The organism is Streptomyces sp. SCL15-4 (assembly GCF_033366695.1).
In the GTDB taxonomy this organism is placed as follows: domain Bacteria; phylum Actinomycetota; class Actinomycetes; order Streptomycetales; family Streptomycetaceae; genus Streptomyces.
Genome location: NZ_JAOBTQ010000001.1, coordinates 1,255,831 through 1,282,167, shown reverse-complemented (window position 1 = coordinate 1,282,167; position 26,337 = coordinate 1,255,831). Strand labels below are relative to the sequence as shown.

Sequence of the window (26,337 nt, the reverse complement as noted above, 5' to 3'; positions counted from 1 at the left end):
GCAGGGACCGCGCGCTGGTAGGAGGAGCCGGGGGTCCGGGCCGCCTGGGGCGGGTCTCAGCGCGCCGCGACCGTGAGCAGGAGTCGTCCGCCGGCCGTTCGGATCTCGTACCGGTCGATCTCGTCCGGATGCAGTGCGGTCGCGCCGAGCGCGGTGGCGGGGCGGCCGGCCGCGTCCGGGGCGGTCCAGCCGGCGGCGATCTGTTCGGTGCCGTCACGGCCGACCGCGACCAGCCGGCAGGTCCGCGGCCCGGCGCCGTCCCCGACCTCGACACGCAGCGCGCTGCCCCACTCCGCGTCCGCCGAGGTGACCCGCGCCCACACCCCGGTGCGCGGGTCGCTCGCCGCGGCGACCTTGGCGTCCGGCGGCCCCGGATGCCCGGCGAACGCCACGATCCCCGGACCGGCCACGGCCAGCGCCACCGTGGCGGCCAGCCCGTACAGCAGGCGCCGGCGGCGCACCCGGTGCCGGTGCGCCGGCTCGCCGAGCAGCCGCTCCAGCAGCCGGGGGCCGGGCTGGGCCAGCGGGTGCACGAACGGCGGAGTCGCCCGGCGGTACAGCGTCAGCTGCCGGGTGGCGGGCCCGAACTCCGTCACCTGTGCCGCGCACCGGGGACACTCCATGAGGTGGTCCTCGAAGCGGAAGGCCTCCGCCTCGTCCAGCACGCCGAGCGCGTACGCGCCGGCGTCGCGATGCCTTTCCAGGGACCTCATGCCGAATCCTCGTGCCGATGGGTGCGGGCGGGGTTGCTCCGTGCCCCCACCCGTACGCGGCGCACCACCGAATCACTCAAGGCACGCACACAATCGTGACCAAGGCATGCGGAGCCGCCCGGCCCGTGGACCGGTGCGTGCCGCGAAGGATTCAGAACAGGTGGATCGCCAGGTGACCGAGCGGCAGCCCCAGCCGCCACGCCGGTGTCCACACCTTCGGCCCGTCGTCCTCCCCGAACACCGGCCCGCCGCCCGGCACCGCGTCCAGGTCCGGCGCCAGCAGCTCGGTCTCCTCCAGCCAGCGCCAGGCGCCGGCGGCCAGCGCCAGGTCCGGGCAGGGGGCGCCGGAGCCGGCCGCCCGCTCGGCCATGCGCGCCCGCACCCAGTCCTGCCACGGCTGGTCGTAGGCGGTCAGCGCCAGCCAGTTCTCCAGCTGGGAGATCACCCGGATGCCGGACAGCTCCCCGTCGGTGTCGGACAGGAAGACGGTCAGCGCCAGCGCGTCCCGGCCGGCCCGGTACTCGAAGGACGTCGGCGGCATCAGATCGCCGGTGCGCAGCAGCTCGTCGGCGATGTACTCGGCGTACAGCCAGGCCATCGGGACGGCCAGTCCACCGCCGTCGGCGCCGTCCGTGCTCTCGTGACCTCTGTGCAGCATCCCTTCCTGCCCTTCCTCCGGTGCGTGCGCGTCGCCCGAACCGCCGGGCCCGGACCCCCGTCCGGAACGCGGATGAGGACAGCCCATGCCCGAACGCGGGCCACGGCAAGGCGCTTTGCTCAAACTTGACCAGCCTTCCGGTTTCACCGCAGGTCGGCCGCGTAACCCGGCAGGACCCGGCGCAGGGCACGCAGCGCGTAGTACGCGCGGGACTTCACGGTACCCGGTGGAATCCCCAGGGCCTCGGCCGCTTCCGCCACACTGGCCCCGCGGAAATACACGAGTACGAGCACGTCACGGTGGGCGGGAGTGAGTGTCTTCACAGCCTCCCGCACATCGAGCATCGCCGCGGCCCGCTCGGCGTGGTCGGCGGTCACCCGCGCGTTCTCCGGCACCGCGTCACCGGTCTCGGGCGGCCTGGCCCGCCGCGCGCGCCGGGCGTCGATCGCGAGCCGCCGGGCCACGGTCAGCAGCCAGGGCCGTACCGAGTCGAAGTCGTCGGCGTGCAGCGCCTCCGGATGCTGCCAGGCCCGCACCAGCGTCTCCTGGACGAGGTCCTCGGCGCGCTGGCGGTCTCCGTCGCACAGTCTGAGCAGCAGGGCGAACAGCGGACCGCCGTGCTCGCGCTGGAGCGCGGCCAGCTCGTGCTCGGCGGTCGTCGTCCCGTGGGTGAGTGAGGTTCCGGCCGTCATGGCCGTATGCCAGCGCAGGCCGCGCCCGGCGGACAAGGGGCGGACCGGGCCGTGCGACGGACGGTCGATCGCGTCGGCGAACGGTCGGCCGGGCGGTACACCGGGACCCCGGACGGGCTAATGACGCCACCCGGACTGTTTATCCGACGCATCAGCTTCATACCCATATGCCCGTCACGGCTCCGTCTGCACGGACGACGACCCTGGGGTGAGTTGATGATCGGACGCAGAAAGCAGGTGGCGCTGGTCCTGACCGCCGTCCTCGCGGCGGGAGCGGCCTGCCGGAACCAGCACGAGGAATCCGGCGCGCCGGGACCCGCGGCGCCTCCGGCCGCTCCGGCGCCCGCCGCGGCCGGCCCGTTCACCCTCGTCGCCTCCGGAAGCATCCTGCCGCACGCCTCCGTCGTGGAACGGGCCGCCTACGACGCCGGCGGCGACGGCCACGACTTCCGTCCCATGCTCTCCGGCGTCCAACCGGTCGTCTCCCGGGCCGACCTGGCGCTGTGTCACCTCGCCACCGGCTACGGCCCGGCCGGCGACCCCGCCGGCGGCCCTCCGCTCACCGCCCCGCCGCGGCTCGCCGAGGATCTCGCGGCCACCGGCTACGACGGCTGCTCCACCGCCTCCGCCCACGCCCTGGACGACGGCGCCGACGGCGTGCGGCGGACCCTGGACGCCCTGGACCGGGCCGGACTGCGGCACGCCGGGACCGCCCGCAGCGAGGCCGAGGCCCGCTCGGTCATGATCCACCGGGCGGGCGGCGCCCGGGTCGCCCATCTGTCCTACGCCGCCTCCACCGGCCAGGCGCCGCCCGCCGGCCGGCCCTGGGCGGTCAGCCTGATCGACGCCGACCGGATCACCGCCGACGCCCGCGCCGCCCGGCGGGGCGGCGCCGACGTGGTCGTGGTCTCCCTGGACTGGGGCACCGAGGGGCAGGACGAACCCGACCCGTTCCAGCTCACCCTCGCCGGGCGCCTGACCGCCTCGGCCACGGACGGCCGCCCCGACATCGACCTGATCCTCGGCACCTGTGCCCACGTCCCCCAGGCGTACGAGAAGGTCAACGGCACCTGGGTGGTCTACGGACTGGGCGACCAGATCGCCGTGCCGCCCCACGACGGGCGCGGCGCCCCGGACCCGCGCGGCAACGAGTCCACCCTCGGCCGCTTCACCTTCGCCCCGCCGGACCGGCCGGGCGGGCCCTGGCGGGTGGTGAAGGCCGAGTTCGTCCCCCAGCTCTACGACCTCGACGCCGGCCGGGTGCTCGACCTCGGCCGGGCCATCGCGCAGGGCGCCGAGCTGGAGGGCGCCCGCGACCGGATCAGGGACGTGGTCCTCAGCCGCGGGGCCGCCCAGGACGGCCTGGTCATGGCGGAGTGATCAGTCGCCGGACCGCCCGCCGGCCAGCGCCGAACGGCGGTAGGAGTAGGCGAAGTAGACGACGCAGCCGATCGCGAACCACACCGCGAACCGCAGCCAGGTCTGCCACTGCAGGAACGTGATCAGCCAGATGGAGAAGAGCACTCCCAGCGCGGGCACGACCGGCATCCCCGGCGTCCGGAAGGTGCGCGGCAGCTCCGGCTGCCGGTAGCGCAGCACGATCACCGCCGCGCACACCACCACGAACGCCAGCAGGATGCCGATGTTGGTCAGCTCGGCCGCCTCGGCGATCGGGACGAACCCGGCGATGAGCGCGGACGCCGCCCCGACGATCCAGGTCACCCGGGTCGGCACGTGCCGCGTCGGGTGTGTCTTGGCGAACCACGTGGGCAGCAGGCCGTCCCGGGACATCGAGTACCACACCCGGGTCACGCCCAGCATGAACGTGAACATCACCGTGAGGATGCCGATGATCGCCCCGACCGCGATCACGTCCGCCAGCGCGCCGAGCCCCACCGACTTGAACGCCGTGGAGAAGCCGCTCTCCTTGTCGATCTCCTTGTAGTTCTGCATGCCCGTCAGCACCAGGCAGGCCGCCACGTACAGCACCATCGAGATCACCAGCGAGTAGATGATCGCCTTCGGCATGTGCCGCTGGGCGTCCTTCGACTCCTCGGCCGCCGTCGACATCGCGTCGTAGCCGAACACCGCGAAGAACACCGTCGCCGCGCCCGTGAACGCCCCGCCGACCCCGTACGGGAAGAACGGGTGGTAGTTGCCGGTGTCGATGTGGAACACGCCCACCGCGATCACCAGGAGCACCACCAGCACCTTCAGGGCGACCACGAACGTCTCGAACCGGGCCGCGCTGCGGATGCCCAGGTTTAGCAGCCACGCGATGAGCAGACACAGCACGGCCGCGAACAGGTCGACCCGGTGGCCGCTGCCGGTGCCGGGCGCGCCCAGCATCCACCGCGGCAGATGGGCGCCCATCTCGCCGACCAGGAAACCGAAGTAGCCGGAGATGCCGATGGCCACCACGGACACGATCGCCGTGTACTCCAGCAGCAGGTCCCAGCCGATGAACCAGCCCGCGAACTCGCCGAGCACCGCGTACCCGTAGGTGTAGGCCGACCCCGCCTTCGGGATCATCCCGGCGAACTCGGCGTACGACAGCGCCGCACAGGCGCTCGCCACGCCGGCGATCAGGAACGACACCAGCACCGCGGGACCGGCGGTGCCGTTGGCCACCGTGCCGGCCAGCGTGAACACGCCGGCGCCGATGATGCCGCCCACCCCGATCGCGGTGAGCTGCCAGAGCCCCAGCGACCTCTCCAGCCGGGTGCCCTCGCCGACCTCGGTCTCCTCGATGTGCTCGATGGGTTTGCGGCGGAGGATCCCCTCACCCGCGCGGAGCCTGCCCATGCGCCTCACCTCTTCGCCGACGGCAACGCCTGACGGCGGATCATGATGTATCAGCGCCGCCGCCCAGGGAAGACGCCACGCACGGCCCGGGCACGAGGCACCTTCGTCCTCTCCCGCGCGCCGGGTGCCGGTCCGGGCCGGAGCGTCACCGTCACCGGCCCGGGTCGCCACCGCCGGCGGCCTACGGCACCACCGTCACCGGCCAGCGGCCCGCCTTCACCAGCCGGATCGCCACCGAACCGATGATCCGGTGGCCGGCCTGCTCCGACGCGCCCACCACCACCGCGTCCGCCTTCAGCTCCTCCGCCGCCCGCACCAGCCCGTTGTACGGGTCGCCGCGGAAGGTGTGGAACTCCCAGCGCACCTCGAATATCCCCTTGACCCGTTCGGCCGCCTCGCGGATCTGCGCGATCAGGTGCTCGGCGATCTCGTCGGTCGTCTCCGCCACCGGCGCCCCGAGCGCCGCGCCCGCCGCGAGCACCGGCTGCACGTACACCACGGCCAGCAGCGCGTGCTGGCGCCGGGCCAGACCGCCGGCGTACGCCGCGGCGCGCAGCGAGGAGTCCGAGCCGTCCACGCCGACGAGGACGACCTTGGGGCCGTCCGTGCCCCGTTCGAACGTGTGCGAAGGCTGTTCGTGCTGTTCCGTCACGCCCCGAGGCTAGCGGAATCCACGGTTCCCACCCAGGGCCGGGGCCCGTCGGCCGGTGGTCGGGCTCGGCCGCGGACATGGCGGGAGGGTCGCCGTGCGAGCGTCCGCCGGCTCCGCTGTCCGGGTGCATTACCGCCGCCGCACCGATGGTGTTGCGGTGCGGCGGAGCCCGGCCGGGCGACTGATGGGTCATGCAGAAGGATCAGTTGTTCACGCGGCGCCGGATGCTCCTCGCCGGTGTCGCCGCGCTCGGTTCGGCGGGCACGGCGGGAGCCGTGCTGGCGGGTGACGGCGAGGAGACCGTCCGGGCCGCCGTGGCCCCCGCCCCCGGTCCCCAGGCCCGCCCGGCGCTGGGGCCCTCCGCCTTCCGGCTCCAGCCACTCACCGGATACGGGGCACCGCGCACCCCGCCGCGCAAGCTCAAGGTGCGCAAGGAGCCCATCCTGCGGATCTCCGGGCGCGGCCGGCGCATGGTGCTGACCTTCGACGACGGACCCCACCCCGACTACACCCCGCACATCCTCGACACCCTCGCCCGCCACCACGTCCGGGCGATGTTCTTCGTCTGCGGCGAGTGCGTCGTGGAGAACCGGGAACTGCTGGCCAGGATGGCCGACGAGGGCCATGTGGTCGGCAACCACACCTGGACCCACCCGCTGCTGACGTCCCTCGGCCGCAAGGAGATCCGCTCCGAGATGGAGCGCACCAGCGATGTCATCGAGGACACCTACGGCGAGCGCCCCCAGTGGTTCCGCGCGCCCTACGGCGCCTGGAACCGGGCCGCCTTCCAACTGGGCGCCGAGATGGGCATGGAGCCGATGGCCTGGACCGTGGACACCACCGACTGGATGGAGCCCGGCACCGACACCATCGTCGACCAGGTGGAGACAGGCGCCGCCCCCGGTGTCGTGGTGCTCTCCCACGACGCCGGGGGCGACCGTTCGCAGACCGTCCGCGCGATCCGCGAATGGCTGCCCTATCTGCTCGACTCCGGCTACCGGCTCACCGTGCCGCGCCGCCGGGTGTGAGCGGTCCCCGGTGCCTCGCCGGTCCCGTCGCCGCCGCGGCACACAGGCGTGGCGGTTCAGACGACCGCGGCCAGGCGGGCGAAGACGACGACGTTGCCTTCGTAGCCGTTCTGCTTCGAGAAACCGCCGCCGCAGGTGATGACGCGCAGCTCCGGGGTGCCCTTGGAGCCGTAGACCCGGTCGCCGGGGAAGTCGTTCTTGGCGAAGACCTCGACGCCGTAGATCTCGAACACGGCGGTCCTCCCGTCCTGGCGCAGGACCTCGACCTGGTTGCCCTTCTTCAGCGCCCCGAGGCCGTAGAACACGGCGGGGCCCTGCTTGTTGTCGACATGGCCGACGATGACCGCGGTGCCCTTCTCGCCCGGGGACACGGCGCCGGTGAACCAGCCGGCCTGGCCCGGGTTCTCCGGCGGCGGCGCGGCGACCCAGCCGTCCGCGTCCAGCCCGACCTGCACGACGGGGGCGTCCACCCGGATCGCCGGGATCCGCACCCGTTGCACGGGGGAGAACGGCAGCGCGGCGGGCGCCGGCGCGAGGGTGCCCAGGGTGGCGCGGGCGTCCGGGGCCGCCGCCGAGGCGGGCTGCGGCGGGCCGACGTCGAACTCCCCGGAACCGTTGCGGATGAGGGCCAGACCGGTCAGCAGCACCAGCGCTATCACGCCCCAGGGGGCGCGCCTCTTCCGCCGCTCCTCCTCTTCGGCAAGCAAGGCCAGCTTGGACGCAGACATTCGCCATCCCCTCTCGACGCGGTCGCGCCACGTCCATCGCGCATGGGAAAACGCTAAGTCCCGCGCGGGCGGCGGGCGACGGGGCGATCGGCGAACGGGTGGCCGGCCGCGCGCTCGGTGAGCCATCCGAGTTGCCGTTCCCAGGAAATTTCTGACGGTCCGTGACCTGCGGCAATATCCGATTGTGTGCTGATACGCCGGTGTGTCGGCTCACCAGGACGGACCATTCTCGACATGCGGGCGTGTTCCGCGCGCCCGAGTGTCGTCCCGGGAGGTGCTTCTCGCCGATCCACCGGGGACGGGCCCGGTGACCTCCCGCGGAGGATCACATGCGCAACCAACGCGCCCTGACGGCGGCGTGCACCACGGTCGCCGTCCTCGGGCTCGCCGTCCCCGTGGCCGTCGCGGACGGCATGGGCAACGGGGGCGGCCCGAGCGGCACCGACACCACTGTCATCGTCCCCGGCACCGGCAACATCGGCACCTTCAGCGGGAACGGCGTCTTCCCGGGGAACGGCAACGCCAACGGGAACGGCCACTTCAACGGCAACGGAAACGGCAACTTCAACGGAAACGGGAACGGAAACGGCAACTTCAACGGGAACGGAAACGGAAACGGCAACTTCAACGGGAACGGAAACGGCAACGGGAACGGCCGTGGAGGTGAGGGCTTCGGCAACGGCCGGGGCGGCGAGGGGAACGGACGCGGGGGCGAAGGGAACGGCCGGGGCGGCGAGGGGAACGGACGCGGAGGCGAAGGGAACGGGCGCGGAGGCGAGGGCTTCGGCAACGGCCGGGGCGGGGACGGCGGGGGCAACGGCCGCGGAGGCGAGGGCGGCAACGGGCGTGAGGGCGGGGGCGACCGGGGCGGCGACTTCGGGCACGGCAACGGCGGCGAGGGCCGGGACGAGGGCTTCGGCAACTCGCACGACATCTTCGTCACGCCCGATGTGCTGCCGGCCGGGGGCCGCCTCACCATCATCGTCAACGGCTGCCGGGGCGGTACGGCGAGTTCCGACGCCTTCGGCACCATCCGGCTGGAATCGTTCCGCGACGACACGGCGCGGGGCGTCGCCTTCGTCGACCGCGACGCCCGCCGCGGCCGGTACAGCGTCACCGTCCGCTGCGACGGCCGCACGCTGACCCGCCGGGACGCCTTCACCGTGCTCGGCGGGGTCAGCGGCGGTCTCGGCGGCAGCCGGACCGGCGGCGCGACACCCACCGACATGGCCATCGGCGGCGGGCTGGTGACCGCGGCCCTGGTGGGCGGGGGTGCCTTCTGGCTGCGCCGCCGGCACGAGAAGGGGGCCTGAGCCGCCGGTGCGCCACCGCGACCGTCCCCGCCCGCCGGGCACCCGCACCACGACCGGCCCACGCCCCGGTTCCGCGTTCCCGGCCGGAAGCGGGGCGCGGGCCTGTCGCGGCCGGGTCCGGGCGAGCGGCCGGGCGGCTGTGGGCCGCGGCCGGGAACTAACCGGCGATGCCCGGGAACATGGTGACGAACGGTTCCGCGGTCACCGCGATCCCCCGGCTGTACGGCGCGTCGAAGTCCCAGATGAGGAACAGCATGAAGGCGATGGTGGCCGAGAACAGCCCGGCGAGGGCCAACTCCCGCCCCGTTCGCCGGATCTGGAGGGCGAACACCATGCCGATGGTGATCAGCCCGCCGGTGATCAGGCCCCACCACACCACCGGCGGCATGGTGGCCCCGATGGAGTCCGCGCGCGCGTTGCGGGCCTGGTCGGCGGCGGCCATCTGGTCCAGCAGCGGCTGGTAGGCCTGCGCCTCGAAGTCGTTGCGCGGGCGGTAGTCGGTGACGTCCGCCCGGACGCGGCCCAGCAGTTCGGCGCCGCGCTCCGTGACCCGCTCCTCGTCCGCCATCCGCCGCCACTCGGTGTGGACGACATATCCGGCGTAGGCCTGCACGTCCTCGCGGACGCGGTCGCGGGCGTCCGGCGGGTACACGCGCACCCGCTCCGAGATCTCGTGCAGCGCCTGCGCCTCCGCCTGCACATGGTCCTGCGCCGCGCTGCGGGCCTCCCACACACCCGCGATGGCCAGGCCCAGGACGATGGCGTAGATGACGCCGATCCACATCGTCATGTACTCGATGACGTCGGGGGTCTCGCTGGGATCCTCGTCCTCGGACGCCGTCCGCTGCCGTACCAGCGTGATGACGAGGACGACGGCGAAGGCCCCCGCCATCGCGAGGACGAGAACAAGCCAATCCGACAACTGGTGCCTCCAGAGGTGAGGGGCCGGTGCGTCAGCGCGGGCGCAGGGCGGCGACGGCCACGATCGCGGGGATGGTGATCAGCAGGACGTAGGTGACGGGAGTGGTGTGGCGGCGCGCCGGGCGGCGGACGGTGTGCGGGTGGTACACCGGGTAGCTCACGGGGGTCGCGGAGGGCCTCGGGGTGGGTTTGGGCGTGGGTTTCGGTGTGGGTGTGGGCGGGTGTGCCGGGGTGCGGGCCGGGTTGGGTGCCGGGCGCGGGGCCGGGGGTGCCGGGGCGGGCCGGGCGGGTGGCCGGGGCGTGGGAGTCGGGGCCGGTGTGGGCGTGGGGCTGGGGGCCGGCTTCGGCGGGGCCGGTGGTGGCGGGGGCGTCGGCTCGGGCGGCGGGGTGGGCTTCGGCGGGGGAGTGGGAGTGGGCGCGGGCGTCGGTTCGGGCGGGCACGGGGGCGGGGGCGGCGGCTTCGGGCAGGGCGGGTCGGGCCAGTGGTGACCACCGGGCGGGTGGGGACGGTGGTGGCCGCCGGGCGGATGGGGGTGGTGGTGGGCGCCGGCTCGGGCCACCGCGACCGTGCCGTCCGGGCCCGTCGAGGCGTACGCGCAGGCGTCGGCCGACGCGCCGCCGGCCGGCCAGCCCACCAGGGCCCAGGTCAGCGTCAGCAGGGCCAACACCCGTGCGGCGGGCGCGCATCGGGTCACTCGGGGTCCATGCACGACGCAGATCATGGGGCGCGGGCGACCGTATTACCCCGCAGTGGCCCGAGATTGCTCCGAAAGAGGGAGATTGAGTAACCGGAGGTTTGCCGCACGAAACAGCCGCATATGCGGAACGCACTGCCCGCCGCGGTGGTTTTCGGGCCCGCCGCGGATCACCGGCCCCACCCGCCCGGGCCCCGCCGGCCCACCGCTCCCGGAAAGAATTCGCGGCCGGTGCTGAACGCGGCGGACCCCTCTCTCCGTACCCATGGCCGTGCGGCGGCGCGGCAGGCGCTGCGGTATCCAGGTGATGATGGGGAGCTGACGATGAAGACCTCCTGGCGGACCGCCTCACTGGTGGCCACGGCCGCCGCGGTGCTGGCGCTGACGACGGCGTGCGGTCAGGACAACACCACCACGCCCGCCTCGGCGGCCCGGAACGCCGGGGCGACGGTCGCGGCCGGCGACGACGGCGGCCCGGGCGGCGGCACCGCGATCGGCGCGGGCAACGGATACGGCGCCGACGGCAAACAGGGCGCGACGGCCCAGGTCATCCCGGCCGGCAAGCTCACCGTGGCGAGCAACCCCGAGCTGGGCGAGGTGCTGACCGACGGTTCCGGCCTCACCCTCTACCGGTTCGACAAGGACACCGCCGACCCGCCGAAGACCAACTGCGCCGGCGACTGCGCCACCACCTGGCCCCCGGTCCCCGCCGACGACGCCACCGCCGGCGCCGGTGTCGACAAGGCGCTGCTCGGCGAGGTCACCCGCGCCGACGGCTCCAAGCAGCTCACCATCGGCGGCTGGCCCGCCTACCGCTACGCCAAGGACGTCAACGCCGGCGACGTGAACGGGCAGGGCGTGGGCGGCACTTGGTTCGCGCTGGCCCCGACCGGCAAGAAGGCCGAGCCGTCCGACCGGCCCGGCCTGTCCGTCCGCGAGGACCCCGAGCTCGGCGAGATCGTCGTCGACCGCGACGGCATGACGGTCTACCGCTTCATGAAGGACAAGGCCTGGCCCAAGTCCGTCTCGAACTGCACCGGAGCCTGCCTGGAGAAGTGGCCGGCCGTCGCCCCGGTCGCCGCCGACGACACCGAGGGCGTGAAGAAGAAGGGCCTCATGCCCTTCACCCGTCCCGACGGAACCCGGCAGATGACGGTCAACTGCTGGCCGGTCTACACCTTCACCGGGGACAAGGCCCCGGGCGACACCAACGGTCAGGGCGTGGGCGGCACCTGGTACGCCGTCTCGCCCGACGGCAAGCCGGTCGGCGCGCCGGGCGAATAGATCACCTCCCCAGGGTCGATCACCCCGCCCCGGCCCGGCGCGCGGCCGAAGATCCGCCCCCTCCGCACCGCGCGGAGGGGGCGGATCGCTGCGCGCGGAGCCGGACGGTCCCGTGCCGTCACGCACCGGGGTCGTACGGGCACTTGCCGCAGGCAGTGACCGGGAACGGATGGTCAATTTCCGTTTCGGGTCGCTCCTTTGGCGGGCGATCAGTAGCCTCAGCTCGAACACCGGATCGCCTACACTTGTCCACGCTTTGGAGACATACATGGAGCGTCCTGCCTGGGCCCCACGCAGCATCGACATCTCGGTGCCGAGCGTCTCGCGGATCTACGACTATTACCTGGGCGGTTCGCACAACTTCGAGGTGGACCGGGAGGCGGCGCGCCGGGCCATGGAATTCATGCCGGGACTGCCGAAGGTCATGCAGGCCAACCGGGCGTTCATGCGCCGCGCGGTGCGGTTCGCGGCCGGCGAGGGCATCACCCAGTTCCTCGACATCGGCTCCGGCATCCCCACGTTCGGCAACGTCCACGAGGTGGCCCAGGCCGCCGTACCGGGCGCCCGGGTGGTCTACGTCGACCACGACCCGGTGGCCGTCGCGCACAGCGAGGCCGTGCTCGCCGGCAACGACGACGCGGACGTGATCGCCGCCGACCTCCGCAAGCCCCGGGAGATCCTGTCCAGCCCGCGGCTGGAGCGGCTCATCGACCTGAAGCGGCCGGTGGCCCTGCTGCTCGTTGCCATACTGCACTTCGTGGACGACGCGGACGACCCCTACGGCGCGGTGGCCGAGCTGCGCGAGGCGCTCGCGCCCGGCAGCCTGCTGATCCTCACCCATGCCTCGTACGAGGGAATCCCGCTGCCCGCCGAGCGGGCCGAGGGCGCGGTGGACGTATACAAGGACATTCGCAACCCGCTGATCATGCGCTCGCGCGAGGAGATCGCGCGGTTCTTCGAGGGGTACGACATGGTGGAACCCGGACTGGTGCAGATGCCGCACTGGCGCCCGGATTCGGCGCCGGAGGACGAGGATCCGTATGCCTTCTCCGGGTTCGCCGGCGTGGGGCGTCCGGCGTGAGCGCGGAGCCGGACGGGCCGGAGGACAGACTGCACCGGCTCACGACCATCTGGAGCCGGGCGGTCTACCCGGTGACCTCGACTTCGCTGACCCGCGCCGAGTTCGCGGAGGAACTCCTGCCGCTCGCCCGCCGGTTGAGCGAGCTGCTGCGCGCCCGCAAATTCGACGCGGAAGCGGCGAAGGCGGTCGGCGCCGCCCTGGTCGGCGCGCACTGCACCGACCCCGAGGCGCTGGCCCGCACCCTGGACTGCGTGGACGCCTATCTGGTCCTGTACTGCGGCGAGGACGGCCTCCAGGACGAACTGCGGCTGCGATCCTCGAAGTTGCAGCACGCGATGGCCGCCGGCTACGCGCAGGCGCTGCGCGCGCGCACCCGCGCCGAGCAGGAGGCCATCGCCCAGGCCGCGTTGCGGGCCCAGGGCGTGGTCGCGCAGGCGCTGCACGCGAGCGAGGCCCGGTTCCGCGCGGTCTTCGAGGGCGCCGCCATAGGGATCGGCATCGCCGACCTCGACGGCCACGTCCTCCAGGTCAACGAGGCGCTGCTGCGCATGTTCGGCCTGTCCGAGCAGACCCTGCGCGGCCGGCGCGTGCAGGACTGGGTGCACCCCGAGGACGCCCCGCAGATCCGGCGGCTGTACGAGGAACTCGTCCGCGGCGAGCGCGAGCACTATCACGTGGAGAAGGCGTTCAACCGGCCCGACGGAACGGTGTTGTGGACCAACCTGACGGTCTCGCTGCTGCGCGACGCCGACGGCAGCCCGCAGTACCAGCTCGCCCTGATGGAGGACACCACCGAGCGCCGGCTGCTCAACCTGCGGCTGCGCTACGAGGCCACCCACGACGCCCTGACCGGCCTGCCCAACCGCACCCTGTTCTTCGAGCGGCTGGAGAAGGCCCTGAACGCGGGCGAGGGCCAGCGCTTCGGCCTGTGCTACCTGGACCTGGACGGCTTCAAGACCATCAACGACAGCCTCGGCCACGCGGCCGGCGACCGGCTGCTGGTGGAGGTGGCCGACCGGCTCCAGTCCTGCGCGACCGCGCCCGGCGAGATGGTGGCCCGGCTCGGCGGCGACGAGTTCGTGGCCCTGACCACCGGCCCCGGCACCGAGCGCGGGGTCGACGAACTCGCCGAGCGCATCCTGAACGCGCTGGTGACCCCCATCAGCGTCGACGGGCGCGATCTGCTGGTCCGCGGCAGCCTCGGCGTCGTGGAGGGTCCGGCCGGCGAGCGTACCGCCGCCGAGGTGCTGCGCAGCGCCGACATCACCATGTACCGGGCGAAGTCGGCGGGCGGCAACCGCGCGGAGCTGGCCGACCCGGAGGCCGACGCCCGCGCCATCACCCGGCACGGCCTGACGACGGCGCTGCCGACCGCCCTGGAGCGCGGCGAGTTCTTCATCGAGTACCAGCCCCTGGTGCACCTCGGCGACGGCAGCGTACGCGGTGCCGAGGCCCTGGTGCGCTGGCTGCACCCGCAGCACGGGGTCCTCGGCCCGGACCGTTTCATCCCGCTCGCCGAGCACACCGGCCTCATCGTGCCGCTCGGCCGCTGGGTGCTGGAGGAGTCGATCCGGCAGGCCCGTGCCTGGCGTGAACGGCACGGCGGCCAGGCCGGCGCCGGCCCGCTGCGGATCAACGTCAACCTCTCGCCCTGCCAGCTCGGGCACCCGGGGCTGGTGCAGGACACCGTCGACATCCTCGAACGCGCGGGCGTCACCCCGGACGCGCTGTGCCTGGAGGTCACCGAGTCCGCGCTCATCGGCGCCGACGACGACCTCCTCAAACCGCTGCGCCGGCTCGCCGAGATGGGCGTCGACATCGCCCTGGACGACTTCGGCACCGGCTACTCCAACCTCGCCAACCTGCGCCGGCTGCCGGTCAGCATCCTCAAGCTCGACCGCTCCTTCACCCAGGGCATGCAGCGCTTCCCCGCCGATCCCGTCGACCTCAAGATCGTGGAGGGCATCGTCTCCCTGGCCCACAGCCTCGACCTGGCGGTCACGGTCGAGGGCGTGGAGACCGGCGCCCAGGCCGAGCAACTGCGCATCCTGGGCTGCGACACGGCCCAGGGCTGGTACTACGCCCGCCCGGGCCCACCGGAGCGGCTCCACGACCTGGCCCTGGTGGACGCGACGGGCTGAACTACGGCGGCAGACCCCGGCGGGCCGCCGCCCGCCCGCCACCGGTCCCCGGTTGGGACGGGCCGGGCCGTCGTACGTCCGGTCACCGTCACGCCGGCCGTTTCCCGTGCGCCGTCGCGGCCACGGTGGTGGCGGACCGTACCAGTGCCGCCGTGGCCAGGGAGCGGGACTGCTGTGGCCAGGCGATCGCCAGGACCGAGGGCGGTGCGTCCGCGACCGTCCGGTAGACGACCCCGGGACGCGGATAGCGGTCGGCGACGGACGCCGGCAGCACGGCCACCGCGTCCCCGAGCGCGATGAGCGTGAGCAGTTGGGCGAGGTCCCGGCCCGCGCTCCGGGTCTCCTCGAGGAACCGGTGCAGCTCTCCGGGCCGCAGGCCGAGGTCGCCGAGGGTGATGCCGGCGCGGGCGGCCAGGGGATGGGCCGAGCCGAGGGCGGCGACGCGGTCCTCGACGAGCAGCGGCTCGCTGTCCAGGCCGGTGCGGTCGAACGGCTCGTGCACCAGCGCCACGTCGGCCTCCCCGCACCGCAGCAGCCGGGGCTGTTCCCGCCACGCGCACAGGCGGACCGTCACCGGCAGCGCGCCCGGCCGGGCGGCGTAGTGCTCCAGGACGGGCTCCAGCAGGCCCGCGTCGCCGTCGGCCTTGACCGCCAGGACCAGTTTCCGGTCCGGCCCGGCCGCGCGCCGCGCCCGCCGCCCGGCCGCCTGGAGGGCGTCCAGCGCGAACCGCGCCTCCGGCAGCAGCACCTCTCCCGCCTCGGTCAGCGCGACGTGGTGCGTGCTCCGGTCGAACAGCGGCACGCCCAGCTCTGACTCCAGCCGGCGGATCGCTCGGGACAGCGGCGGCGGGGAGATGCCGAGCCGCTCGGCGGCGCGGGCGAAGTTCAGTTCCTCGGCCACGGCGACGAAGTAGTGCAACAGGCGGGAGTCCACCCCGCACCTCCTGCGCTCGGTATTGCCTTGAGGGTAACAACCCTGAGCCGGCCGGACCTTCAGTTCCCGGAGCCCGGCGGGCAGGCTCGGGCACGTCTTCCTCCGCTTCCGCAGACCTTTCCGGAGTCCTCATGATCCTCGTCACCACCCCGACCGGCCAGATCGGCGGCCGGGTCCTCGCCTCCCTCCTCGCCGCCGGGGAGGCGGCGGGACCGGTGCGCGTCGTCGTCCGCGACCCCGCCCGCCTGGCCCCGCAGGTGCGCGACCGCGTGGAGGCCGTCGCCGGCTCGCACGCCGATCCCGACGTCATGGCCAAGGCGTGCGCGGGCGTCGACCGGGTGTTCTGGCTGGTGCCGCCGTCCCTCACCGCCGACAGCGTCGAGGGCCACTTCCGTGCCTTCGCCCGGCCGCTCGCCGACGCGGTCGCCACGCAGGGCGTCGAGCGGGTCGTCGCCGTCTCCACGCTGGGCCGCGGGGTGGCCGAACACGCCGGGCAGATCTCCGCCGCGCTGGCCGCCGACGACGAGGTCCGGGCCACCGGCGTCCACCACCGCGCGCTGTGCCCGCCCTACCTGATGGAGAACCTGCTCAACCAGGCCGCCGCCCTCCGCGACGGCGGCGAGCTGACCATGGCGGTGCCCGGTGACCGGGTGTTGCGCACCTGCGCCACCCGGGACATCGGCGCCACGGCCGCGCGGCTGCTGCTGGACGGCTCCTGGACCGGCCAGGAGGACGTACCGCTGGTGAGTGCCGACGACCTGACGCCCGAGGCCATGGCGCGGATCGTGTCCGAGGTGCTGGACCGGCCGGTCCGCTTCCGCCGGATCGACGCCGAGGACCAGAGGGCGGCGCTCCTGCGGTACGGCGCGAGCGAGGACGCCGCCCGGGCCCTGGCCGACATGATGCGCGCCCTCACCCGCCAGGACTTCTACGGCGCCGGCGTGCCCGTCACCCCCGACACCGCGCCGACCGGCTTCCGCCAGTGGTGCGAGGAGGTGCTCAGGCCCGCCGTCACCGGCTGAGCCGGGGCTCAGCGCTCCAGCAGCATCCGCTGCAACTCCCGCGCCGCCCGCGGCGGCGCCACGTCGCTGCGGTGGGCGAGCGCGATCGTACGGTGCAGTCCGGGCCGGGCCAGCGGGGTCACCCGCAGCCCGCGCCCGGCCCGGGTGGCGACCATGCGCGGCACCACCGCCACCCCCAGCCCCGCCCGTACGAAGCCCAGCACCGCGTCCATCTCGCCGCCCTCCACCGCGAAGTCCGGCTCGAAACCCTCGGCCCGGCACGCGGCCACGGTCAGCTCCCGCAGGTCGTACCCGTGCCGGAACATCACCAGCCGCTCACCCGCCAGGTCGGCGATGCGGATCACCGGCCCGCCCCGGCCGGGCGCCGGTGCCTCCGGCGAGGACACCACCACCAGGTCCTCGCGCAGCAGCTCCACCGTGGTCAGCGCGGGCGCCGGCGACGGCAGCGGCAGCACGACCAGCGCCAGGTCCAGCGCCCCGCGCGCCAGCTCCCGCACCAGGTCGTGCGAGCCGCCCTCCTCGATCAGCAGCCGGATGCCCGGGTACCGGTCGTGAAAGGCGCGCAGCACATCCGGCAGCAGCCCGGTGCACAGGCTCGGCGTCGCGCCCAGCCGCACCCGCCCCCGCCGCAGCTGCACCAGCTCCTGCACCTCGTGCCGGGCGGTGTCCGCGTCGGCCAGGATCCGCCGGGCCAGCGGCAGCAGCGCTTCGCCCGCGTCGGTGAGCGTGATGTTGCCCCGGGCGCGCAGGAACAGATCCGCGCCCAGCTCCCGCTCCAGCGCCTTGATCTGCTGCGACAGCGACGGCTGGGCCACATGGACGCGCTCGGCGGCCCGGGTGAAGTGCCGGGTCTCGGCGACGGCCACGAAGTACTGGAGCTGGGTGAACTGCACCCAGCCAGAATAGCCACAGCCTATGGAAACAAGCTGCACCATGTCTTGGACCGATCGGGACCTTCGGCCCTAGCGTGCTGTCCCATGGCTCTGGCAACGCGGACGGACCGACGGCCGTCCATGGCGCGTACCGTGTGGGACAGCTCCGTCGGCAAGAAGACGGTCATGGCCGTCAGCGGCGTGATCATGCTGCTGTACCTGGTCGCCCACGTCATCGGCAATCTGAAGATCTTCTTCGGCGCCGACGAGTTCAACCACTACGGGCACTGGCTGCGCACCGTCGGCGAACCGTTCATGCACTACGAGTGGACGCTCTGGCTGGTGAGGATCGTCCTCGTCGTGGCCGTGGCCGCCCACGCCACCTCCGCCTACCAGCTCAGCCGCCGCGACCTCAAGGCCCGCCCCGCCAAGTACGTCCACGCCAAGCCGCGGGCGAGCTACGCGACGCGCACCATGCGCTGGGGCGGTGTCATCCTCGGGCTGTTCATCGTCTGGCACGTCCTCGACCTGACCACCGGCACCGTGCACTCCGGCGGCTTCCAGGAGGGACACCCGTACCAGAACGTCGTGGACACCTTCTCCACCTGGTACGGCAACGTCGTCTACATCGTCGCGATGCTCGCGCTCGGCCTGCACATCCGGCACGGCTTCTGGAGCGCCGCCCAGACCCTCGGCGTCGGCAGCCGCGCCCGCGACCGCGCCCTGAAGACCGTCGCCAACGTCCTCGCGCTGCTGCTCACGGCCGGCTTCATCGCCGTACCCGTGGGCGTCATGACCGGAGTGGTGAGCTGACCATGACCTACACCGACTACGCGACCGGTGCGCCGGTCGCCGACACCAAGGCCCCGGCCGGCCCGGTCCACGAGCGCTGGGACAAGCGCCGGTTCGAGGCCAAGCTGGTCAACCCGGCCAACCGGCGCAAGCACACGGTGATCGTGGTGGGCACCGGCCTCGCGGGCGGCTCCGCCGGCGCCACCCTCGCCGAACAGGGCTACCACGTCGTGCAGTTCTGCTACCAGGACTCCCCGCGCCGCGCCCACTCCATCGCCGCGCAAGGAGGCGTCAACGCGGCGAAGAACTACCGCAACGACGGCGACTCCATTCACCGGCTGTTCTACGACACCGTCAAGGGCGGCGACTTCCGCGCCCGCGAGTCCAACGTGCACCGCCTCGCGCAGATCTCCGTGGAGATCATCGACCAGTGCGTGGCCCAGGGCGTGCCGTTCGCCCGCGAGTACGGCGGCCTGCTCGACACCCGCTCCTTCGGCGGCGTCCAGGTCTCCCGCACCTTCTACGCCCGCGGCCAGACCGGCCAGCAGCTCCTGCTCGGCGCCTACCAGGCGCTGTCCCGGCAGATCGCCGCCGGGAACGTGGAGCTGCACCCGCGCACCGAGATGCTGGACCTGATCGTCGTCGACGGACGGGCCCGCGGCATCGTCGCCCGGGACCTGATCACCGGAAGGATCGACACGTACTTCGCGGACGCCGTCGTCCTCGCCTCCGGCGGCTACGGCAACGTCTTCTACCTGTCGACCAACGCCATGAACTCCAACGCGACCGCCATCTGGCGGGCGCACCGGCGCGGCGCCTACTTCGCCAACCCCTGCTTCACCCAGATCCACCCCACCTGCATCCCGCGCACCGGCGACCACCAGTCCAAGCTGACCCTGATGAGCGAGTCGCTGCGCAACGACGGCCGGATCTGGGTGCCCAAGGCCAAGGGCGACACCCGGCCGCCGCACCGGATCCCCGAGGACGAGCGCGACTACTACCTGGAACGCATCTACCCGTCCTTCGGCAACCTGGTGCCCCGGGACATCGCCTCCCGCGCCGCGAAGAACGTCTGCGACGAGGGCAGGGGAGTGGGGCCCGGCGGACAGGGCGTCTACCTGGACTTCGCCGACGCGATCAAGCGCATGGGACGCAAGGCGGTCGAGGCCAAGTACGGCAACCTCTTCGACATGTACCAGCGGATCACCGACGAGGATCCGTACGAGGTGCCGATGCGCATCTACCCGGCCGTGCACTACACGATGGGCGGCCTGTGGGTCGACTACGACCTCCAGACCACCGTCCCCGGCCTGTTCGCGATCGGCGAGGCCAACTTCTCCGACCACGGCGCCAACCGGCTCGGCGCCTCCGCCCTGATGCAGGGCCTGGCCGACGGCTACTTCGTGCTGCCGGCCACCATCAACGACTACCTGGCCCGCAACCCCCACCAGGACCCGGTCACGGCCGCTCACCCCGCCGTCCAGGAGGTGCTGGCCGAGACCGAGGACCGGATCAACCTGCTGCTGGCCGTGGACGGCGACCGCACCCCGGACTCCTTCCACCGCGAACTCGGCGAGCTGATGTGGGAGTTCTGCGGCATGGCCCGCACCGACGCGGGACTGCGCAAGGCACTGGAGCGCATCCCGGAGATCCGCGAGGAGTTCTGGCGCCGGATCAAGGTGCCCGGCACCGGCGAGGAGTTCAACCAGTCGCTGGAGAAGGCCAACCGCGTCGTCGACTACCTGGAGCTGGCCGAGCTGATGTGCCTCGACGCGCTGCACCGCACCGAGTCCTGCGGCGGCCACTTCCGCGAGGAGTCCCAGACCCCCGACGGCGAGGCCGCCCGCAAGGACGAGGAGTTCTCCTACGCCGCCGCCTGGGAGTTCACCGGCACCGGCGAGGCTCCCGTCCTGCACAAGGAAGACCTGGTCTTCGAGTACGTCCACCCCACCCAGCGGAGCTACGCATGAAGCTCACCCTGCGCGTCTGGCGGCAGAAGAACGCCGGCGCCGAAGGAGCGATGTCCACCTACGAGGTGGACGACATCTCGCCCGACATGTCCTTCCTGGAGATGCTGGACGTCCTCAACGAACAGCTCATCCTGTCCGGCGAGGATCCCGTCGCCTTCGACCACGACTGCCGCGAGGGCATCTGCGGCGCGTGCAGCCTCGTCATCAACGGCGACGCGCACGGGCCGGAGCGCACCACCACCTGCCAGCTGCACATGCGGTCCTTCAGGGACGGCGACACGATCGACATCGAACCGTGGCGGGCGTCCGCGTTCCCGGTGATCAAGGACCTGGTGGTGGACCGTTCGGCGTTCGACCGGATCATCCAGGCCGGCGGCTACATCACCGCGCCCACCGGTTCCGCGCCGGAGGCCCACGCCACCCCGGTGCCCAAGGCCGACGCCGACTTCGCGTTCGAGCACGCCGAGTGCATCGGCTGCGGGGCGTGCGTGGCCGCGTGCCCCAACGGCGCGGCGATGCTCTTCACCTCCGCCAAGGTCAACCACCTCAACGTGCTGCCCCAGGGCGCGCCCGAGCGGGAGACCCGGGTGCTGGACATGGTGGCCCAGATGGACGCCGAGGGCTTCGGCGGATGCACGCTCACCGGCGAGTGCGCCACGGCCTGTCCCAAGGGCATCCCGCTGATGTCCATCACCGGCATGAACAGGGAGTGGCTGCGGGCCACCCGGAAGGCCGGCAAGAGGTAGCCGCCACCTGAAGACGTTCGCCGACCGGAGGCGGGCGGGCGGGGCCGGGGAGGTGCTCACCCGGCCCCGTCTGGTGTTCCGGGCCCCGGTAGCCTGCCGCCATGATCTCCGAGAACAAGCGGACGGCACGGTTCGGCGATGCCGTGGCCGGTTTCGAGACCGCCGTCCGCGCGCAGGACGCCGACCGCTCGCAGCAGTACTTCCAGGACCTGCACCGGTACTTCGGCGAAGCGGACGACCAGGAGTTCCGGGACGCCGGGCCACGGCTGGCGGCGGTCCTGGACGAGATGCCGCCGGCCCCCCGCGCCACCGTCGCCGTGCTCGTCGGCGCGTGCGTCGAACGCGGCGCCGACCCCACCCCCTGCGCACCCCACGTCCTCGCCGGCCTCGCCGGGGCCCTCGACGACGCCCGCGCGTTCTGCGACCGCTGGGCGGCCACCGGCGGCGGCGACTTCCCCGACCCGCGAGCCGAGGAGCCGCCCGAGGACCTCCTCGACCGGGTGAACCCGGACCAGGCCGTCGCCTGGCTCACCCTGCACCACTGGGAGATGGCCGCCGTCGCCATGCTCAACCACGCCACCGTCCGCACCGCGCTCGACGCCGGCACCCGCACCCGCCTGCTGCGGACCCTGCGCTCGGTCGAGGAGGACTCCGGGTACGACTTCAAGTGCCTGGCCTACGCCCTGCTCGTCCTCGACGAGCCCCTCGTCGTCCTGCACCGCCCCACCGGCACCGGCTACGCCCTGCGCATGACCGGCATCGGCGACAACTTCCAGCTGCACACCCTGCTCGCCGACGTCCTCATAGGCGGCGGCCACCTGCCCGGCCGGGCCCCGTCCGCCGGAGAGGCCGCCGTCTGCCGGGACCGGCCCGGACAGGTGGACACCACCGGCTCCTTCAACCTCGTCACCCCCTCCGGGGACTGGGTGTGGAACGAGGGCACCCCCTCGGACATCCCTGTCGTGGACGGCGTTCGGCTGCTCGTCCTGGACCCGCCGCCGTACGAGCGGAGCTGGCCCGCGGGCCGCTTCTTCCCGCACATGAAGGGCGACCTCGTCCTGGAACGGGTGCTGGACGAGGCCGAGGCCCGGCGGCTGCTCGCCGGCTGCCTCACCGCGGACGGCTGACCGGGGCGTTCACCAGCTCCACATCCGCGCTCCTGGCACCGGTCACACGCACGCCGCCCGGTCTCGGAAGAACAGGAACGGCGGACCGCGCACACCGGCCCGCCGCCCCTGCCGACCCGGCCCGTGCCCAGGAGTAGCCATGACCGGCGTTCCCACCCTCGACCGTCCCCCGCAGCCCGCGGCCCCCGCCCGCTACACCGTCACCCTCGCCCGCGACGAGGCCGACGTGCGGGCCGCGCAGCGGCTGCGGCACGACGTCTTCGCCGGGGAGATGGGAGCCCTGCTGGCCGGCCCGGAACCGGGGCACGACACCGACGCCTTCGACGCCTACTGCGACCACCTCCTCGTCCGCGAGGAGACGACCGGACAGGTCGTCGGCACCTACCGGCTGCTGCCGCCCGAGCGGGCCGCCGTCGCCGGCCGGCTGTACTCCGACGGCGAGTTCGACCTCGCCGCGCTCGACCCGATCCGATCGCAGCTGGTCGAGGTCGGCCGCTCCTGCGTCCACCCCGGTCACCGCGACGGCGCCGTCATCGGCCTGATCTGGGCCGGCATAGCCCGCTACATGACCGACCGGGGCCACGCGTGGCTGGCGGGCTGCTGCTCCGTGCCGCTCGCCGACGGCGGCGCCCTCGCCGCCGGCACCTGGCAGCGGGTGCGCGAACGGCACCTGGCGCCCGAGGAGTTCCGGGTCCGGCCGCTGCTGCCGTGGACCGCTCCGGCCGGCGCCCCGGCCGCCCGCACCGAACTGCCCGCCCTGCTGCGCGGCTACCTGCGGCTCGGCGCCTGGGTGTGCGGCGCACCCGCGCACGACCCGGACTTCGGCGTCGCCGACCTCTACGTCCTGCTGTCGATGCGCCGGGTCGATCCCCGCTATCTGCGGCACTTCCTCTCCCTCGCCCCGGCCTGATGAGCGGCTGGCTGCCCACCGCGCCGTGCACCCCGGGCGCCTGTGTGGAACCCGTGCGGGCCGCCGCGTCCGTCCCGCGGGCCGTGCTGCGGCTGGCCGCGGTCGCGGCCCTGGTGCTCGCCGGGATCGCGCTGTCCCCGCTCGGCCGGGGTCTGCCCCGCTCGCGGGGCAGGATCCCCGCCGAGTGGGTCCGGCGGTGGTGCCGGCTGATCGTGCGGGCCGCCGGGGTGCGGGTCCGGATCACCGGCGCCGTTCCGCCGGACGGCGGGCTGCTGCTGGTCGCCAACCATGTCTCCTGGCTGGACATCCCGCTGCTCACCGCCGTACGCCCGGCCAGGATGCTCGCCAAGGCCGAGGTCCGGCGCTGGCCCGTGGCGGGCGCGCTCACCGCGCGCGGCGGGGCCCTGTTCATCGAACGGGACCGGCTGCGCGCCCTGCCCGGCACGGTGGCCCGGATCGCCGGCACCCTGCGCGCCGGCGGGGCGGTGACCGCCTTTCCCGAGGGCAGCACCTGGTGCGGGCGCGCCCAGGGCCGCTTCCGCCGCGCCGTCTTCCAGGCCGCGCTCGACGCGGGCGTGCCGGTCCAGCCGGTCGGCCTGCGCTACCGGCGGCACGACGGCGGTCCCGGCACCGCGGCGGCCTTCGTCGGCGAGGACACCCTGACGGCCTCGCTGTGGCGGGTGGCCCGGACCCGCGGCCTGGTCGCCGAGGTGGAGATACGGCCGCTGATCCGGCCGGGCACCCACTCCGACCGCCGTAGCCTGGCCCGCGCGGCCCAGCCGGCCGCGTCCGAGCCCGCCTGGACCCACGAGGCCCTGGTCGCCGGCGCCCAGGTCCGCCCGCCCGGCCACGGCACCCGGGCGAGCCGTCCGGTCCTCAGGGCCTGACGGCGGCACGACGCGTGGCGGCTACGGCGCTCAGGGCATGACCCGCGCGAGATAAGGCGCCGTCGCGCCGCCCTCCGTCCGGGCCACCCGGTCCGGCGGGCCCTCCGCCACGATGCGGCCGCCGCGGTCGCCGCCGCCCGGACCGAGGTCGATCACCCAGTCGGCGCCCGCGACCACCGTCATGTCGTGCTCCACCACGACGACCGTGTGCCCGGCGTCGACCAGCCCGTGCAGCCGGTCCGTCAGCACCTCCACGTCGGCCGGGTGCAGACCGGTCGTCGGTTCGTCCAGCAGATACAGGGTGTGGCCCCGGCGCCCGCGCTGGAGTTCGCTCGCCAGCTTGATCCGCTGCGCCTCGCCGCCGGACAGCTCGGTCGCGGGCTGACCGAGCTTCAGATACCCGAGGCCCACGTCGAGGAGGGCGCCCAGGCTCCGGGCGGCGCCCGGGGTGCCCGCGAAGAACTCCGCCGCGGCCTCCACCGTCAGGTCCAGCACCTCGGCGATGTTCCGGCCGCGATACGACACCCGGAGCGTCTCGGGACGGTAGCGGGCGCCCGCGCAGTCCGGGCAGGGCGCGTAGGTGCTCGGCAGGAACAGCAGCTCCACGCTGACGAACCCCTCGCCCTGGCAGGTCTCGCAGCGCCCTCCGGGCACGTTGAAGGAGAACCGCCCGACGCCGTATCCGCGCGCCCGCGCCTCCTCGGTGCCCGCGAACACCTTGCGGACCACGTCGAACAGGCCCGTGTACGTGGCCAGGTTGGAGCGCGGGGTGCGCCCGATGGGCTTCTGGTCGACCCGGACCAGCCGACCCACCCCCGGCAGCTCCTGCGTCAGCTCCCCGACGAGCGTGGACTTCCCGGAACCGGAGACACCGGTGACCGCGGTGAACACGCCGAGCGGGAACCGGGCCGTCACCGCGCGCAGATTGTGCCGGGTCACCGGGCCCACCGCCAGCCAGCCGCGCGGCTCGCGGACCTCGCGCGCCGGACCGGGCGCCTCGTCGAAGAGATGGACGGCCGTCGCCGACCCGGCCACCGAGGCCAGTTCGGCCGGCGGCCCGCTGTACAGCACCCGCCCGCCGTGCTCGCCCGCACCGGGACCCACGTCCACCACCCAGTCGGCGCCGCGCACCACGTCCAGATGGTGTTCCACCACGAACACCGAGTTCCCGGCCGCCTTCAGCCGGTCCAGGACGGTGAGCAGCGCCTCGGTGTCCGCCGGGTGCAGTCCGGCGGACGGCTCGTCCAGCACGTACACCACGCCGAACAGCCCGGACCGCAACTGGGTGGCCAGCCGCAGCCGTTGCAGCTCGCCCGCGGAGAGCGTGGGCGCGGCCCGGTCCAGGCTGAGGTAGCCGAGGCCCAGTTCGACGACCGGCGCGATCCGGGACTTCAGGTCGGCCGTGAGGACCCTCGCCGTCTCGTCGCCGCCGTCCGGCAGGTCCGCGAGGCCGGTCAGCGGCAGCGCCGCCAGCTCGGCGATGGTCCGGCCGTCGTAGGTCACCGCGAGCGCCTCGGGCCGCAGCCGGCTGCCGCCGCAGGCCGGGCACGGGGTGCTGGTCAGGAACCGCTCGGCCTTGGCCCGCAGCGTGGCCGACTTCGTGTCGGAGAACGTCTTGAGCACATACCGGCGGGCGCTCGTGTAGGTGCCCTGGTAGGGCCGCTGGATGCGGTCGGCGTCCCGCACCGGGTGGACGGTGACCACCGGCTGCTCGTCGGTGAACAGGATCCAGTCGCGCTGCTCGGCGGGCAGCTCGCGCCAGGGCCGGTCCACGTCGTAGCCGAGCGTGTCCAGGATGTCCCGCAGGTTCTTGCCCTGCCAGGCGCCCGGCCACGCCGCGATCGCGCCCTCGCGGATGGACAGCGAGGGGTCCGGGACCAGGAGTTCCTCGGCCGTCTCGTGCACCTGCCCGAGGCCGTGGCAGCGCGGACAGGCACCGGCCGCCGTGTTCGGCGAGAAGGCGTCCGAGTCGAGCCGCCCGGCGCCGGGCGGATAGCTGCCGGCCCGCGAGAACAGCATCCGCAGAGAGTTGGAGAGATTGGTGACCGTGCCCACCGAGGAGCGGGAGGTGGGGGACGAGCGGCGCTGCTGGAGCGAGACCGCCGGGGGCAGCCCGGTGATCTCGGCGACCTTCGGCGCGCCGACCTGGTGGATCAGCCGGCGCGCGTACGGCGCGACCGACTCGAAGTACCGCCGCTGGGCCTCGGCGTAGACGGTGCCGAACGCCAGGGAGGACTTGCCCGAGCCGGAGACCCCGGTGAACACGGCCAGTACGTCCCGGGGGATGTCCACGTCCACGCTCTTGAGGTTGTGCTCGCGGGCGCCGCGGACGCGGACGAAGGGGTCGTGGGGGATGTGCATCGGGG

The 26,337-nt window shown here is 73.5% G+C and carries 24 protein-coding genes; 13 read left to right on the top strand and 11 right to left on the bottom strand.

The features are described 5' to 3' along the window. Positions 1-56: 56 nt before the first annotated feature. The 3 genes from SCK26_RS05275 to SCK26_RS05265 all read right to left on the bottom strand — a co-directional run bounded on the left by SCK26_RS05275 (position 57) and on the right by SCK26_RS05265 (position 2,063). Positions 57-713, bottom strand: coding sequence for a zf-HC2 domain-containing protein (locus SCK26_RS05275; RefSeq protein WP_318200082.1), 657 nt, complete (start codon positions 711-713; stop codon positions 57-59). Between the two features lie 151 nt (positions 714-864). Next, complete coding sequence (locus tag SCK26_RS05270) at positions 865-1,371, bottom strand: hypothetical protein (RefSeq protein WP_318200081.1); 507 nt, start codon at positions 1,369-1,371, stop codon at positions 865-867. Between the two features lie 143 nt (positions 1,372-1,514). Beyond that, positions 1,515-2,063: a sigma-70 family RNA polymerase sigma factor gene (locus SCK26_RS05265; RefSeq protein ID WP_318200080.1), complete on the bottom strand. Its 549-nt coding sequence runs from the start codon at positions 2,061-2,063 to the stop codon at positions 1,515-1,517. A 216-nt stretch (positions 2,064-2,279) separates the two neighbouring features. Here SCK26_RS05265 and SCK26_RS05260 point away from each other — a divergent pair, with 216 nt between their 5' ends. After that, complete coding sequence (locus SCK26_RS05260) at positions 2,280-3,443, top strand: CapA family protein (protein WP_318200079.1); 1,164 nt, start codon at positions 2,280-2,282, stop codon at positions 3,441-3,443. On the opposite strand, the gene SCK26_RS05255 is transcribed toward SCK26_RS05260, so the two are convergent. Together SCK26_RS05255 and SCK26_RS05250 are read right to left on the bottom strand one after the other, a co-directional pair. After that, complete coding sequence (locus SCK26_RS05255) at positions 3,444-4,868, bottom strand: amino acid permease (protein ID WP_318200078.1); 1,425 nt, start codon at positions 4,866-4,868, stop codon at positions 3,444-3,446. Positions 4,869-5,049: 181 nt separating this feature from the next. Next, complete coding sequence (locus SCK26_RS05250; protein WP_318200077.1) at positions 5,050-5,520, bottom strand: universal stress protein; 471 nt, start codon at positions 5,518-5,520, stop codon at positions 5,050-5,052. A gap of 191 nt (positions 5,521-5,711) precedes the next feature. Here SCK26_RS05250 and SCK26_RS05245 point away from each other — a divergent pair, with 191 nt between their 5' ends. Then, positions 5,712-6,548, top strand: a complete 837-nt coding sequence (locus tag SCK26_RS05245) for a polysaccharide deacetylase family protein (RefSeq protein WP_318200076.1) — start codon at positions 5,712-5,714, stop codon at positions 6,546-6,548. Between the two features lie 56 nt (positions 6,549-6,604). On the opposite strand, the gene SCK26_RS05240 is transcribed toward SCK26_RS05245, so the two are convergent. Beyond that, entirely contained in the window at positions 6,605-7,276 is a 672-nt protein-coding gene (locus SCK26_RS05240) for a class F sortase (RefSeq protein ID WP_318200075.1), read from the bottom strand. Positions 7,277-7,605: 329 nt separating this feature from the next. Between SCK26_RS05240 and SCK26_RS05235 the strand changes: the two genes are divergently transcribed. Beyond that, on the top strand, positions 7,606-8,589 hold the full coding sequence (locus SCK26_RS05235; protein ID WP_318200074.1) for a hypothetical protein: 984 nt from the start codon (positions 7,606-7,608) through the stop codon (positions 8,587-8,589). A 157-nt stretch (positions 8,590-8,746) separates the two neighbouring features. Here the strand turns inward: SCK26_RS05235 and SCK26_RS05230 are convergent, their stop codons facing one another. Beyond that, positions 8,747-9,511: a hypothetical protein gene (locus tag SCK26_RS05230; protein ID WP_318200073.1), complete on the bottom strand. Its 765-nt coding sequence runs from the start codon at positions 9,509-9,511 to the stop codon at positions 8,747-8,749. 31 nt (positions 9,512-9,542) lie between these two features. Beyond that, the gene (locus SCK26_RS05225; protein ID WP_318200072.1) at positions 9,543-9,671 is read right to left on the bottom strand and encodes a hypothetical protein; all 129 of its coding nucleotides are present in this window, start codon (positions 9,669-9,671) and stop codon (positions 9,543-9,545) included. Positions 9,672-10,529: 858 nt separating this feature from the next. Here SCK26_RS05225 and SCK26_RS05220 point away from each other — a divergent pair. The 3 genes from SCK26_RS05220 (at position 10,530) to SCK26_RS05210 (ending at position 14,711) form a co-directional block, all read left to right on the top strand. Beyond that, positions 10,530-11,489 (top strand): SCO0930 family lipoprotein, encoded by a 960-nt coding sequence (locus SCK26_RS05220; protein WP_318200071.1) that lies wholly within the window; start codon positions 10,530-10,532, stop codon positions 11,487-11,489. Between the two features lie 268 nt (positions 11,490-11,757). Then, positions 11,758-12,570 carry an SAM-dependent methyltransferase gene (locus tag SCK26_RS05215; RefSeq protein WP_318200070.1) on the top strand — a complete coding sequence of 271 codons (813 nt, stop codon included), beginning with the start codon at positions 11,758-11,760 and terminating at the stop codon, positions 12,568-12,570. After that, a complete protein-coding gene (locus SCK26_RS05210; protein ID WP_318200069.1) occupies positions 12,567-14,711 on the top strand; it encodes a putative bifunctional diguanylate cyclase/phosphodiesterase in 2,145 nt (714 codons plus the stop codon). Before SCK26_RS05215 ends, SCK26_RS05210 begins: the two co-directional genes overlap by 4 nt. A gap of 88 nt (positions 14,712-14,799) precedes the next feature. Here the strand turns inward: SCK26_RS05210 and SCK26_RS05205 are convergent, their stop codons facing one another. After that, a complete protein-coding gene (locus SCK26_RS05205) occupies positions 14,800-15,645 on the bottom strand; it encodes a LysR family transcriptional regulator (RefSeq protein ID WP_318200068.1) in 846 nt (281 codons plus the stop codon). Between the two features lie 131 nt (positions 15,646-15,776). Between SCK26_RS05205 and SCK26_RS05200 the strand changes: the two genes are divergently transcribed. Continuing rightward, the gene (locus tag SCK26_RS05200) at positions 15,777-16,667 is read left to right on the top strand and encodes an NAD(P)H-binding protein (protein ID WP_318200067.1); all 891 of its coding nucleotides are present in this window, start codon (positions 15,777-15,779) and stop codon (positions 16,665-16,667) included. Between the two features lie 8 nt (positions 16,668-16,675). Here SCK26_RS05200 and SCK26_RS05195 read toward each other — a convergent pair whose 3' ends face one another. Then, positions 16,676-17,560 (bottom strand): LysR family transcriptional regulator, encoded by an 885-nt coding sequence (locus SCK26_RS05195; protein WP_318200066.1) that lies wholly within the window; start codon positions 17,558-17,560, stop codon positions 16,676-16,678. A gap of 120 nt (positions 17,561-17,680) precedes the next feature. On the opposite strand from SCK26_RS05195, the gene SCK26_RS05190 reads away from it, so the two are divergent. The 6 genes from SCK26_RS05190 to SCK26_RS05165 all read left to right on the top strand — a co-directional run bounded on the left by SCK26_RS05190 (position 17,681) and on the right by SCK26_RS05165 (position 23,971). After that, positions 17,681-18,352, top strand: coding sequence for a succinate dehydrogenase (locus SCK26_RS05190; protein ID WP_318200065.1), 672 nt, complete (start codon positions 17,681-17,683; stop codon positions 18,350-18,352). Positions 18,353-18,354: 2 nt separating this feature from the next. Continuing rightward, positions 18,355-20,301 (top strand): fumarate reductase/succinate dehydrogenase flavoprotein subunit, encoded by a 1,947-nt coding sequence (locus SCK26_RS05185; RefSeq protein WP_318200064.1) that lies wholly within the window; start codon positions 18,355-18,357, stop codon positions 20,299-20,301. Continuing rightward, positions 20,298-21,047 carry a succinate dehydrogenase/fumarate reductase iron-sulfur subunit gene (locus SCK26_RS05180; RefSeq protein WP_318200063.1) on the top strand — a complete coding sequence of 250 codons (750 nt, stop codon included), beginning with the start codon at positions 20,298-20,300 and terminating at the stop codon, positions 21,045-21,047. The genes SCK26_RS05185 and SCK26_RS05180 overlap by 4 nt, the downstream gene beginning before the upstream one ends. Positions 21,048-21,148: 101 nt before the next feature. Next, complete coding sequence (locus SCK26_RS05175; protein ID WP_318200062.1) at positions 21,149-22,174, top strand: hypothetical protein; 1,026 nt, start codon at positions 21,149-21,151, stop codon at positions 22,172-22,174. A gap of 139 nt (positions 22,175-22,313) precedes the next feature. After that, complete coding sequence (locus SCK26_RS05170) at positions 22,314-23,084, top strand: GNAT family N-acetyltransferase (protein ID WP_318200061.1); 771 nt, start codon at positions 22,314-22,316, stop codon at positions 23,082-23,084. Beyond that, a complete protein-coding gene (locus tag SCK26_RS05165; RefSeq protein ID WP_318200060.1) occupies positions 23,084-23,971 on the top strand; it encodes a lysophospholipid acyltransferase family protein in 888 nt (295 codons plus the stop codon). The genes SCK26_RS05170 and SCK26_RS05165 overlap by 1 nt, the downstream gene beginning before the upstream one ends. Before the next feature lie 30 nt (positions 23,972-24,001). Here SCK26_RS05165 and SCK26_RS05160 read toward each other — a convergent pair whose 3' ends face one another. Continuing rightward, complete coding sequence (locus SCK26_RS05160; RefSeq protein ID WP_318200059.1) at positions 24,002-26,332, bottom strand: excinuclease ABC subunit UvrA; 2,331 nt, start codon at positions 26,330-26,332, stop codon at positions 24,002-24,004. Positions 26,333-26,337: the final 5 nt, after the last annotated feature.